This window comes from Enterococcus sp. DIV1758 (genome assembly GCF_051711985.1).
Classification (GTDB): Bacteria; Bacillota; Bacilli; order Lactobacillales; family Enterococcaceae; genus Enterococcus; species Enterococcus faecalis.
On record NZ_JBIOOA010000001.1, the window covers coordinates 89,373 to 102,384 of the forward strand.

Genomic DNA, 13,012 nt, shown 5'->3' on the forward strand with positions numbered 1-13,012 from the left:
ATTTTTCGATGCTATCTTTAGGTATTTTGGCTAAAATATTGTACACTTTACATGTGCAAGAAATTTAGTTAGAGATATGAGGATAGAATGATGAAAAAGATGATGGTTTTATACAACGAAACTTCAGGAAGTAGTGAAAGTAAAGAGATTGCAGAACGCTTTAAAAAAGCTGCAGAAGCGAAAGGGGAAGCGGTTATTTTGCAACCTTCCAATCCAGACATTGATCCTGAAGAAATGCGGAAAAATGCCAAAGAAAATCAAGTGGGTGTCTTGGTCGTCATTGGTGGTGACGGGACCATTCATCATGCCGTTCAAAATTTTAAAGACACCATTCGTGACTATCAAATAGGGATTATTCCAGGCGGAACAGTCAATAATTTTGCGCGTGTGTTAAGTATTCCTTTGAAAGAAGAAGATGCCTTTGAAACCATTTTGGCAGGTAAGACAACACCAGTTGACTTTGGGATGGTAAATCAAGATGTAATGATTTCAACCTTAACGATTGGCTTATTAGCGGACACAGCAGCGAATGTGACCCAACAGGAGAAACAAAAATATGGTCCGTTAGCCTTTACAAAGCAATTTTTCCGCTTATTAGTGAAAAAGAAAAAGTACAAACTAAAAATTGATGGCGATGAAAGACGTTGGCATGGCAAAGCCCAATTATTAACGATGACCATGACAAATTCTGCTGGTGGCTTTACCAATTTCGATGCCAATGCCACGCCAGATGACGGCGAAGTGCACATTATCATTTTGCCTAAGTTAGTTTTTTACAAGTTTGTCTATTACTTACCTAAAATTATCAGAGGACAATTAAATGAAATTCCTGGTGTCGTGTATTTCTCTGGGAGTCAATTTAAAATTAGGGGCGAAAAAGACAAGAAAGTCCAAACACGAACAGATGGCGATCCTACCGATGATTTACCGATTAAAGTAACGGTGGAAGCTGGGGGACTCAACGTGTTTGTTCCTGAAACGTCCACATCTACGAAAGAATAAAAGAAACAACTGTTATTTTTTCGTGGAATAGATTTCTCATTTTGTGTACAATAGAACAGAAGAGAGGCAGTTGAGTGAACAGTGAAATGGGATGAATATGTTGATATATTCGATACAGATGTCGTTTCTAAAATTATTATTTTAAGAAACTTGCCAATTAATGAAGGTTGGATTGACATCAATGAGTTAGCAGAAGAATTACAATTAAACAAAAAATCAGTCAAAAAATACGTAGAGCTTCTAAAAGATGACATTACGTACTATGCCGTAGATAATGATGTTTCTTTGGCTTTTGAAAAGGGGCATGGCTATCGCTTGAACTTGGCGTCTAGCCAAGCCTTCCAGAAACTTTATACAGCAATTTTTCAAGATAGTTTAACTTATCAAGTAATGGAAGATTTATTCTGGGGGCGATTTAATGGGATTGTGCCAGCGACAACAAAATATCATACCAGTGATGCCACGATTCGGCGCTTGCTCAAAGGGTTTACAGAAATTTTAGCGCCATTGGGGTTAGTGATTAATAAAAGCACCTGGAAAATTGAAGGCAATGAAGCATATTTGCGCCATTTTGCTTACACTATTTTTATGGACTTAATCCGTGATACGTGGCCTTTTGACTATATACAAGAAACGGAAGTCGCACAAACTGTCCAAAAAGTGATGGCTTTTTTCAACGTAGAAGTTGCGGAAACGGTGTTACGCCGAGTTAAGTATATGGTCGCTATCTCAAAAGTCCGGAGTGCGCAAGGTGCTGAATACCGACCTTCAGCCGAGCAAGAAACTTATTTAGAAGGAAATAAACATTACCAAGCCTTTATAGAAGAGATGACAGCTACTACCCTTTTCCTTAATAAAAACGATTTAACTTTTGTGTACTTTTTCTTGTTAGCCAATGACCAATTTTATCAAGACGAAGCCACTGCACAAGCTATTTTAGCGCATTTTGATGAGTCTGAAGCGCCTGTTTATATGTTGACTCATTTAGTCCAACATTTCTTATTAGAAGAAATACAAATGACGCCGCAATTGGAAAAAATTCGTCCGCAAATTTTTTATTATTTGTTTGCTACACATTTATTTGCCGAACTTTACTATGTCCAAAATGTGAAAATGTATAATGTCTTTTGGAATAAAGTCAAAGAAAAATATCCGGTTCTTTTAGAAGAATTAAGCAAAGGCTTAAATCAACTTTACGAACAAACAGGCAATGAATTATTTACAAATAAAGAATTTTTGGCTCTGCGTTATTCTAGTGTTTTGGCGCTTTCCAATGATTTAATTCATCGTGAACAAAAAATTGTTTTAGGGTTAAAATCAGGCTTGCCAGTGCTAGAAGAAGAACGGGTGAAACTCTCGATTGAAAATAATTTTCGTCGATTTTATGCATTGGAAGTTTTACGATACAGTGAAGCAAGCAAAGAAGACTGGCAAAATATTGATTTACTATTAGTGACTTCTTTGACAGATGTGGAAACAGGGCATCCAGAGATCTTTTTACTTTCAAGTGAGTTAACGTTTGAGCAATATAATCGTTTGAACCAAAAAATAGTAAAAATTAACGAAAAAAGAACTAGGTCACTTTAATAAAAAATCAAAAAAATGGGCTTTTTTGATGCATATGTTCGATAAATTGTAAAAAATTTTTTTTGAAAAGTAAAAAAAGACAAAGAGAAAACGTCAATAGATAGGTGATTAACACCTATCTATTGACGTTTTCTTGCTATTTTTTAATAAATCCTGCACAGGTTCCTTTGGAAATCATATCGAAAAGGCACTTTTTTTGTTTTTTTATTGTAAATAGTAGGTTATTAACCCTTGATAGTAAAGGAACTGTTACTTTTTTTAACAGGTGGTTAAAAAATATTGAGGTTTCTCACAAGGATTTTTCTATATAATAGAAGGAGCAAAGAAAGGCGGGATGAGATGAAAAAACGGATGGAACAAATTGAAGAAATTTTAGGTTGTGAAGAAAATAGTGCAGGCGTCCGATTAAAGGAATTGGTTGAAGCTTTAGAATTGGAAGTCACGAATCAAAATTTGTTAAAAGTAACAAGTGTTTTACATATGAATCCAAGATTTAAAAAAATTTATGCATACGAAGACAGTCGTGTCATTACGCTGTATCAACTTTTACAAAATAAGCCGTTGGAAGTAACGGAATGAAAAGAGGGAAACACATGAAGAAAACAATGCTCATTCTTCTATTTGGTTTATTAACAGTGGCTGGTCTACCAATGGTGACCGAAGCGGTTGAGCCAGTTAACGCAACAGATGCAACAATTTTTGGCGCACAAGCAATGGTGCCTAATAGTGCGGAGGATCAAACAGATAAGTTACAGGCATTGCTGAGTCAGACAGCAAAGGAAGGACAGGCATTATTTTTACCACAGGGAAGTTATGCTCTGTCAAAAGATATTGCGATTTCTTCAAATTATCAATTAATTGGCGATACAACAGGAGCCACTATCTTACATAATGCTACAGGTGCCCCGATTCAGCTGACAGATACAACTTATGGAACGAAAACTAATGTACGACTTCAAAATATTGCCTTTGATGGAATTAATGTGACTTTGAAATTAACGAATCAATTAATCCTAGCAAACAATATTTTTTATAATCCATTAAAAGGATTCGTAGTCAATTTAAATGCAGATATTGGCGTTAAAATTTCAGGTAATATTTTCATGCGTGACACAGCACATATGCAGCCAGGGATTGATTTTAACCGAGCGATTTACATTGGTGGCTATTCAACACCAAGTCGCTTCCAGTATATGTCAGATGTAGACATCGTGGACAATTTATTTGGGTTAAAAGTGACGGAATTAGATGCGATTAAAAGCACCAGTCGTTCAGACTTAGCAGCGACTATTACACGTTTACAAACAGCCATTGAAGCAGGTGCTATTTCAGTACCTAATGAACAAAATTATCTATCAACAGGGGTTAATTCTTATAGTATGTTGAAGGATGTAACTGTTCAACATAATTTTTTCTATTCACCCTATGACAACGAAAACTTAAACGGCTTAGGTGGCGATCATGCGATTTATTTCCGTGGTGCCCAAAATATCACGGTGGTGGGGAATCATTTACGTGGACTACAAAATGGTCCTGCTGGCGGATTTAAGTTTAAATCAGGTCGTAATATTACGATTATGAATAATTATTTGCGAAATACAGGTCTCATTATGTATGGAACACCAGAGATTGGTTTGGCAGAAACGCAAGCAGAGGGAGCTATTTCAGAATTATCCAACTGGTTAGTGGCTAACAACATTTTTGATTGGAAGTATTGGGACAATCAATATGCAATTGGAATGGAGTACAATCGTCATACGGGAAATAACAATGTGTTCAATGGCGTATTTATTAACAATCAGTTTGTTAACTACCATAATATTCCGCAAAACCGACGTCGGGAATTGTTAATCGCTAGTGGCGGTGGTTTCCGACCAGAAACGAGTTTTGTGAAAGACAATACTCGAGATGATGGCCTTAAAAACGGCCAATTATTGGTAGAAAATTGGACAGAGGCGGACTATCGCTTAATGCCAGCAACATGGGAATCGTTGATTTCACCAACACTTTATGAGCAATATAAAAATACGCCAATTCCGGTTAGAAATACTTTAGCAACTCCTGTGGCCACAACGATTGTGCAAGGACAATCAATCGATCCGCAGCAACTGGTTGCTAATACAAATGATGCGGATGAAGCAGTCCCAACTGCTAAAATCGTCAATCCAGAGGTTTTAAATGAAATCGGCCAACAAAAAGTGACTGTTCAATTAACTTACGAAACAGGTTCATTGGTAACAGTGAACGTACCGGTGACGGTAGAGGCCCCTGTAAAAAAGCTTGATTTGTCCCGACTACAAACCGTTTATGCTTCGATTGGTGAAGCAAACCAATATACGGTTTACTCTTGGCAGTTATTCACTGCCATTGGGCCTAAAACGATTGTTCCTTCCTATTATCAGCAGGCGACACAATTGTTAGCAGAAGGTCAGGTGAGTGGGGACAAAACCCAAGAACAAGTGGATCAGTTAACAAGTAATTTGCAATCTGCAATGAAAGTATTAGTCAAAAAAGCCGATATCACGCTAGAGCGTGCAGAAGCAGAAAAGGAACTTGCGAGCGTTCACAAATTAGACGAATCTGTATATACCACAGATTCTTGGCAAGCCATGCAAGAAGCCTTAGTAGATACAACAACTGGGGAAGAAAGTCCTAAACAGTTACAAAAATTGCTTGCTTGGTCAGATGAAGAATTATTAGAGCCAACACTTGGTGGCTTTAAAACGCCCGTAGATGCGCAAAAGCGTATTAATCAATTAACACAAACCATAAAAACGGCGTTACTTCTGTTAGTTGAAAAATCAACAGAAACAACTAGTAACACAAGCGAAAGCAACCCTCCAGGCACAACAAGTGAAAGCAGTAATACAAGCGAAAGTAGTACTCCAGGCACGACAAGTGAAAGCAGTAGTACAAGCGAAAGTAGTACTCCAGGCACGACAAGTGAAAGCAGTAGTACAAGCGAAAGTAGTACTCCAGGCACAACCAGCGAAACCAGTAATACAAGCGAAAGCAGCACCTCAAGTACGATAAGTGAGAGCGGTAGTACAAGGGAAAGCAGCACGCCAAGCACAACTAGCGAAACAAGTAGTACAAGGGAAAGCAGTGCTTCAATTACGCCAAGTGAACCAAGCAATACAAATGAAAGTAACACTTCAAGTACGACCAGCGCAACCAACAGTACAAGCGAGAGTAGCACCCCAAGCACTGTAAACGCAAACAGCCAAAACAAAGGCGAAAACTCTGTCATTTACGCGGAAGAGTCTAATCAAGATCCTAATGCCTCTCAAAGTAATTCAAAGACCTCTGCCAAGGCTAGTCAAACAAAGGAATCCGCAGCAGAAAACCAAGCAACTAAACAGATACAAACGAAACAAGATTCGTCAGGAACAGTCAAAAAAGCGGATAATACGACTAAAATTGCCAAGAAAAAATTCCCCAAAACAGGGGAACAATCTTCAGCAGTTGGGAGCTTCCTAGGTCTTAGCATGTTATCGTTAGCCATGGCAACCTATTGTTTTAAAGTGAAAAGATAACTCTTTAAAAACGGATAAGTAAACATCCTGAAACAAGAAATAGGACTTGTTTCAGGATGTTTTTATATAAAATTAAAAGAACTACAGTTTTTAGTGAAAAAATACACAAAAGTACTTGAATTTCTGTGATATAAGGGTAAAGTAAAGGAGGACAAAAAACAAAGGAAGTGAAATATTTGTATACACCAGATGAAATTTTAAGTATCAGTATTGAAAATGGTCAGAAAAAAATTCAAAAGCCTTTGGTAGCAAAACTCATTTTAGGATTTATCGGCGGTGCCATGATTTCCCTCGGCTATTTGGCTTATGTGCGTGTTTCCGCCTCTATTCCAGCAGATTTAGCCAGTGTTCAAGCTTTAGTGGGAGCTGCGGTTTTCCCAATTGGTCTAATTGTTATTTTAATGGCTGGTGGTGAGTTAATCACAGGAAATATGATGGCGGTGAGTACGGCTTGGTTTGCTAAAAAGGTTTCTTTCAGAGAATTAATCGTGAACTGGGTCACAATCACATTGGCAAATATAGTTGGTGCCCTATTTGTTGCCTATTTTTTTGGCCATTATTTAGGTTTAACCAGTAGCGGCGCCTATTTAAATCAGGTTCTTTCTCTTGCGGAACATAAAGTTGCAGCAACTTGGCTTCAGGCAATTATTTCAGGTATTGGCTGTAACTGGTTTGTAGGGCTGGCCTTATGGCTTTGTTATGGTGCGAAAGATGCAGCGGGGAAACTATTAGGCATCTGGTTTCCAGTAATGATTTTTGTTGCAATTGGCTTTCAGCATAGTGTGGCGAATGCATTCATCATTCCAGCCGCAATTTTTGAAGGCGGCGTTCAGTGGGGGGACTTTTTCCGTAATTTTATTTTTGTTTATTTAGGTAATATCATTGGTGGCGCCATTTTTGTTTCTGGCTTTTACTATTTAAGCTATCGCAAACATTAAATCCATTTAGCAGATAAAAACCTACACAAAGGCTAAATGCCTTTGTGTAGGTTTTTTCTTTTTAAACAAAAAGGAAAACGGTTGAAAAATTATTGCTAGATTTTTAAAACAATGTTACATTAATGTTACAAAAAGATTTCTGGAGGTAACGAAAAATGAAAAAAATTGTTTTGTTCAGTATGTTAACGTTCAGTGTATTGTCTTTAAGTTTAGCAGGATGTGGAAACAAAAAAACAGCAAGCACAAATGATTCTAAGCCAAAGCAAGAAACAAAGAAAGCCACGCAGAAATCCTCTAGCCAACAAGAAATGAAAAATAGTCATTCGTCTGTCACGGGTCAAAATTCTAATGTGGCAGGGGAAAATCCGTCAGAAAATGCCGCGCAGCCTTCTGCAGGAACTGATGAAACGAATGAAGTCCCTCAAAACCAAGCACCTGATACAAACATTACAATTACCAATGTTGTTTTCAATCCTGAAAGAAATGAAATTAATGGTACTACATTACCTAATGCAACCATTACAGCAACGGTAGTAGGTGATGCTTCTGCACAAGCAGGTGTTTTTTATGCGGATGCCAATGGCAATTTTACAGTAATTAGTCCCAGAGCGGGAGCGACTACTCAATTAATCGCAACCGTTGATCAACGGAATAGTGCACCTGTCCAAATTGACATTCCAAGTTCAGGACAAGAAGCAGCGCTTTCTTTTAGCAATATTACGATTGATCCGAAACAAGGGACAATTTCTGGTAAAACAGCACCTAATGCAACTATTTTAGTGTCACGTGCAGATGATGCGCGGGTGATTTTAGCAAGTTTTACTGCGGATGCCCAAGGGAATTTCACAGCCAGTAATTTAGTTCCCGGCACAAAAAATCGCTTAGATGTTACGTTAAATGGAGAAATAGGGACACCTTACTTGTTTGATTTACCAAATTAAAATAGAAGAGAAGTGATTAAAGCCACCAACGCTAACTAGCGTTGGTGGCTTTGATGGTTTAAGCTTCTTCTTTTTTATGATTGCGGATATGTAAATAGATGGTATTTTTTGAAATACCTAATCGATCGGCAATCTTTATGACAGAATCTTTGAGATTGAAAATTCCTTGATCATATAAACGAATAACAATTTCTTTATTTTGATTCAAATGTGATACATTTGGATCGCTTTCTACTGCTTGTTTTACTTTTGTCAGTGAAGTAGTGATTAATTCGTCAATATTGTCAGAAAAATGTTCAGAATTTTTAAGCTCTTGGGACATATCATTTTGTTGTCCTGAAGGTAATAAGTCTTGCAAGTAGTCAATTAATGGCATTTCTAAATGCATATTGATACAGATTAATCCAATAATACGATCATTTTCACCGATAACTGGAATGGTGGAAGATTTTAAAATAACCCCTTTTTGATTTTTATTGTAGTAGGGTTTCACAGCGTAATCATGTTCCGACTCTACTTGACTTAACATTTTTAACGCCATATCAGTAATGGGGGCACCTTCCTTGCGGTTACTGAAATGGCCATTGATGACTTTGATAGCTGAACTTTCCAAATTTTCTAAACTATGAAGAATGACTTCATGGGTACTACCAAAGAAGTTCCCTAATCCATCAAGCATTAAGGCATGTGAATGTAAGATTTGTTTATCTACTTCACTTAAACGTAAATATGACTCCAAGTGATATCCTCCCCTACACTGAAATTAATTTTAGTGTAATACTTTTTTAATGGAAAAGCAATAAGATTCTTTACGTTAAAAAAATACATTGACTAAACTTTTGTTTAGTCGTATACTCTGAATGTGGAATGAAATTTTTATCACTCATTGTACTTTAGTTCATCGGAATGCTCGCTCATTCTTTCACTTGTTGAGCAATAAAAATTTTATTCAGGAGTACCATCCGTTATAAAAAAATATAGTTGGAGGCAAAAAAATGAAAACGTTATCAGGAATCTTGATGTTAGTCTTAGTTTTATGTGGCATGTCCCTATTCTCTTTTAAAGCACCGCGAGGGAAAAAATCTTTAAGTGCTTTGTCTGGTGCAGCTTGTGCCACCTTTCTACCAGAGGCATTTTTGCGGTATGCAGTAGGCGGCGTTTTTCATTTAGATTATGTGTCGCAAATTGGTGAAACTATGGGTAGTCTAGGTGGTTTAGCAGCTGGAGCTCTTGTGCCGCTGGCTTTCGGGATTAGTCCAGTTTTTTCAATTATTTTAGGTCTGTCATTGATTAAAGTCAGCTTGTTACCAGCTTTTATTACCGCGTATCTTTTATCTTTTGTTGTTGAGCAGATGCAAAAACGTATTCCGGAAGGGATTGACTTATTAGTCGTTATTTTAGTCATTCCAGTCGCAGCTTCGTTAGTTGCTGGTTTTATTCAACCCGTTGTATTAGGTGTCCTAGAAGTTATTGGGGGCACGATTTTAAGTGCAGTAGATGGCAATCCATATGTGATGGGCGCAATTTTAGGTGCTATTATCCCGATTGTTGGTATGACACCGTTAAGTTCAATGGTTTTAACTGCCTTGATTGGTTTGACTGGTGTACCAATGGCTGTCGGTGCATTGACTTGTTACGGCAGTTCCATTGTCAATGCGGCGCTATTTAAAAAGTTAAAACTAGGCACAGCTTCAACCCCGTTAGCTGTAGCAATCGAGCCACTAACACAAGTCGATATCATCAGTTCCAATCCAATACCTATTTACGCAACAAATTTATTTTCTGGAATGGTTAGTGGCATTGTAGTGACTTTCTTTGGCTTAAAAGTACCTGTGACAGGAATGGCAACGCCGTGGGCTGGTTTACTTGTGACATTAGGTAACAATGCCATTCAAACGACTTTACTAGCAGTAGCGATTATCACAGTGGTCAGTCTGATGTTTGGATTTTTAGGTGCGCTGGTCTTTAAACGTTACAGAATTGAAGCGGTGGATAATACACCAGAATTTGAAGGAACGACGGAAGTAACCAGTGAGAAAGAAAAAGAAGCAGTAAAAACCAAAGGAGGAGTTACGTATGAACACAGCTATGGCCATCAATAAACCTAAAAAAGTGAACAAAGTAATGAACTACAAAAGTTGTTTTGACATTATCGGTCCTATTATGATTGGTCCATCTAGTTCGCATACAGCTGGAGCATTAGCGATTGGCTTAGCGGCAAGAAAGTTATTCGGCGGAACGCCAGAAAAAATTGTGATTAAATACTATGAATCTTTTGCAGACACGCATAAAGGACATGGGACTGATTTTGCAATTATTGGTGGAATTCTTGGACTAGCAGCAGATGATGCCAACGTAACACAATCCATTGAACTTGCGGAAGAACAAGGAATCGAGATTCAATTTTTAGAAATGAGTGAAGAAAGTCCAGTGAAGCATGCTAATACAGCATGTGTAACACTCAGTGATGCAACGCACGAAATTCATTTAACAGGAATTTCTGTAGGTGGCGGCACTATCGAGGTGAAATACATTGAATTAGACGGTTTCAATGTCCAACTACATGGTCCTTTACCTATTTTGTTAGTCATTAATCAAGAAGAGCAGGCGATGCAAGCTTTTAAAGATACGTTACAAAAAAATAATATTCAAGTGAATGCTGTGTCTCGTTATGTGGAAGGGGATCAAATTTTATTCATCTTTGACTTAGATTCGGCACCAATTTCCTCGGTGAAAGAACAACTGTTTTCACTAGATGACACATCGAAAATAATCTTATTATGATAGGAGTTTGACATATGTACCTTTCGATTGAAGAATTTATCGATAAAGCTGAAAAAACAGGAAAAAAAATCTCTGATTTGATGATTGAGCAAGAAATGGAGCGTAGCCAAAAAAGCTATGAAGAAATTTGGACACAGATGGGTCAAAATTTGGATGTCATGGATGCAGCTGTTAAACGCTCACAAGAAGGAGCAGGCGTTTTTTCTCCTACTGGGTTAACGGGCGGTGATGCGGCGCGTTTAAAAAAATACCGCGCAGCTGGCAAAACGTTATCAGGTGATTTAATGATGTCTGCAGTTCAAGCCGCACTAGGTACTAATGAAGTCAATGCAGCAATGGGCGTTGTTTGCGCAACGCCAACTGCTGGTGCAAGTGGCACCTTACCAGGGGTTTTAACAGCGATTAAAAATACCTTGAATTTAACGCGTGATCAACAAATTCGTTTCTTGTTTACCAGTTCTTTATTTGGGATGGTCACAGCCAACAATGCGATGATTGCTGGTGCAGTTGGTGGATGTCAAGCCGAAGTAGGCAGTGCTTCAGCGATGGCCGCCGCCGCAGCTGTTGAAGCGGCTGGCGGAACACCACGCCAATCTTCTGAAGCTTTTGCCATGGCTTTAGGGAATTTATTAGGTTTAGTTTGTGACCCAGTGGCTGGGTTAGTCGAAATTCCTTGTGTCAAACGAAATACAGTAGGTGCAGGCAATGCGTTAATCGCTGCAGATATGGCTTTAGCTGGAATTGTAAATAAAATACCAGCAGATGAAGTGGTGGAAGCCATGAATAAAGTCGGCCGTCAATTACCACGAGAATTGAGAGAAACGGGTTTAGGTGGCTTAGCTGGCACAGCGACTGGCCAACGAATGAAGAATGAGATTTTTGAAAAAGTAAAATTCACCATTGTTTAAAATTTAATCATGAAGAGGGAAATAAGATGCTGGATATGAAAAAAATTCGCCAAAATGTAGAAGTGGTGCAGAAAAAGTTAAAAACACGTGGTGTGGACGAGGAAGTTTTATTACGCTTTTTGGCTTTAGATGAAGAACGGAGAGCGTTACTTGTTAAAGTTGAAGAATTGAAAAAACACCGTAATCAGGTATCAGGAGAAATTGCACAATTAAAGCGTGCACAAAAAGATGCTTCACAACAATTGCTAAATATGCAAGAAGTTAGCGAGCAAATTAAAGTTTTAGACCAAGAAGTTGTTCATTTGCAAGAACAATGCACAGCCATTGCAGAACGTCTGCCTAACTTACCTCATGAGAGCGTGCCTGTTGGTGCAGACGAAGCCGCCAACGTAGAAGTTCGGCGGTGGAGTACGCCGAAAACTTTTTCATTTGAACCGAAACCACATTGGGAAATCGGTGAAGCCTTAGGAATTTTAGATTTTGAAAGAGGCGCGAAAGTATCTGGTAGCCGTTTTCTTTATTACAAAGGCTTAGGGGCTCGTTTAGAACGAGCGGTCTATAATTTTATGTTAGATCAACATGTTAATGAACATGGTTATACCGAGGTGATTCCTCCTTATTTGGTCAATAGCAAAGCAATGTTTGGCACCGGTCAGTTTCCTAAGTTCAAAGAAGATGTTTTCCAAGTTGCAGAAAGTGATTTGACGCTGATCCCCACAGCGGAAGTCCCATTAACTAACTACTATAATAATGAAATTTTAGAGGCGCAAGAGTTACCGATTTATTTTACTGCTTTAAGTCCTTCTTTTCGCTCGGAAGCGGGTAGCGCAGGCCGTGATACCCGAGGATTAATTCGTTTACACCAGTTCCATAAAGTAGAAATGGTTAAATTTAGTGATGCAGAACACTCCTATGAAGAATTAGAAAAAATGACCAACAATGCTGGAGATATTTTAGAAAAATTGGGCCTCCCTTATCGAGTGATTACTCTTTCGACAGGTGATATGGGCTTCTCGGCAGCGAAAACCTATGATTTAGAAGTTTGGATTCCGGCACAGAAAACGTATCGAGAAATTAGTTCTTGTTCAAACTGTGAAGACTTCCAAGCACGTCGGGCGTTGATTCGTTATCGTGATAAAACGGGTCATGTTCAGTATGCTCATACTCTTAATGGGTCAGGACTTGCTGTTGGTCGAACAGTGGCTGCCATTTTGGAAAATTATCAAAATGAAGATGGCACTGTAACGATTCCAGAAGTTCTACGTCCTTATATGGGCGGTTTAACGAAAATAGATTAAAAAAGAAGGTTGATGTCA

General features: G+C 38.3%; 11 protein-coding genes. 10 read left to right on the forward strand and 1 reads right to left on the reverse strand.

All coding sequences use genetic code 11. The features are described from left to right. Positions 1-87: 87 nt before the first annotated feature. The 6 genes from IGJ52_RS00370 (at position 88) to IGJ52_RS00395 (ending at position 8,004) form a co-directional block, all read left to right on the forward strand. Positions 88-1,002 carry a diacylglycerol/lipid kinase family protein gene (locus IGJ52_RS00370; RefSeq protein ID WP_002419423.1) on the forward strand — a complete coding sequence of 305 codons (915 nt, stop codon included), beginning with the start codon at positions 88-90 and terminating at the stop codon, positions 1,000-1,002. Positions 1,003-1,083: 81 nt separating this feature from the next. After that, positions 1,084-2,589, forward strand: coding sequence for a helix-turn-helix domain-containing protein (locus tag IGJ52_RS00375; RefSeq protein ID WP_002419422.1), 1,506 nt, complete (start codon positions 1,084-1,086; stop codon positions 2,587-2,589). A 339-nt stretch (positions 2,590-2,928) separates the two neighbouring features. After that, positions 2,929-3,168 carry a hypothetical protein gene (locus IGJ52_RS00380; protein WP_002383474.1) on the forward strand — a complete coding sequence of 80 codons (240 nt, stop codon included), beginning with the start codon at positions 2,929-2,931 and terminating at the stop codon, positions 3,166-3,168. Further along, positions 3,165-6,125: a glycosyl hydrolase family 28-related protein gene (locus IGJ52_RS00385; RefSeq protein ID WP_438791822.1), complete on the forward strand. Its 2,961-nt coding sequence runs from the start codon at positions 3,165-3,167 to the stop codon at positions 6,123-6,125. The genes IGJ52_RS00380 and IGJ52_RS00385 overlap by 4 nt, the downstream gene beginning before the upstream one ends. 176 nt (positions 6,126-6,301) lie before the next feature. Continuing rightward, the gene (locus IGJ52_RS00390; protein ID WP_010714980.1) at positions 6,302-7,063 is read left to right on the forward strand and encodes a formate/nitrite transporter family protein; all 762 of its coding nucleotides are present in this window, start codon (positions 6,302-6,304) and stop codon (positions 7,061-7,063) included. A 155-nt stretch (positions 7,064-7,218) separates the two neighbouring features. Continuing rightward, on the forward strand, positions 7,219-8,004 hold the full coding sequence (locus tag IGJ52_RS00395) for a hypothetical protein (RefSeq protein ID WP_002416129.1): 786 nt from the start codon (positions 7,219-7,221) through the stop codon (positions 8,002-8,004). A gap of 58 nt (positions 8,005-8,062) precedes the next feature. Here IGJ52_RS00395 and IGJ52_RS00400 read toward each other — a convergent pair whose 3' ends face one another. Further along, positions 8,063-8,683 (reverse strand): helix-turn-helix transcriptional regulator, encoded by a 621-nt coding sequence (locus IGJ52_RS00400; RefSeq protein WP_002383467.1) that lies wholly within the window; start codon positions 8,681-8,683, stop codon positions 8,063-8,065. A gap of 316 nt (positions 8,684-8,999) precedes the next feature. Here IGJ52_RS00400 and IGJ52_RS00405 point away from each other — a divergent pair, with 316 nt between their 5' ends. The 4 genes from IGJ52_RS00405 to serS are packed head-to-tail and all read left to right on the forward strand — an operon-like array spanning position 9,000 to position 12,994. Next, entirely contained in the window at positions 9,000-10,106 is a 1,107-nt protein-coding gene (locus tag IGJ52_RS00405) for a PTS sugar transporter subunit IIC (protein ID WP_002383466.1), read from the forward strand. Next, positions 10,093-10,788: an L-serine ammonia-lyase, iron-sulfur-dependent subunit beta gene (gene sdaAB / locus IGJ52_RS00410; RefSeq protein ID WP_002392236.1), complete on the forward strand. Its 696-nt coding sequence runs from the start codon at positions 10,093-10,095 to the stop codon at positions 10,786-10,788. The genes IGJ52_RS00405 and sdaAB overlap by 14 nt, the downstream gene beginning before the upstream one ends. 14 nt (positions 10,789-10,802) lie before the next feature. Further along, positions 10,803-11,696: an L-serine ammonia-lyase, iron-sulfur-dependent, subunit alpha gene (gene sdaAA, locus IGJ52_RS00415; protein ID WP_002356122.1), complete on the forward strand. Its 894-nt coding sequence runs from the start codon at positions 10,803-10,805 to the stop codon at positions 11,694-11,696. A 26-nt stretch (positions 11,697-11,722) separates the two neighbouring features. Next, complete coding sequence (gene serS / locus IGJ52_RS00420) at positions 11,723-12,994, forward strand: serine--tRNA ligase (RefSeq protein ID WP_002361511.1); 1,272 nt, start codon at positions 11,723-11,725, stop codon at positions 12,992-12,994. The last annotated feature ends 18 nt before the right edge of the window (positions 12,995-13,012 follow it).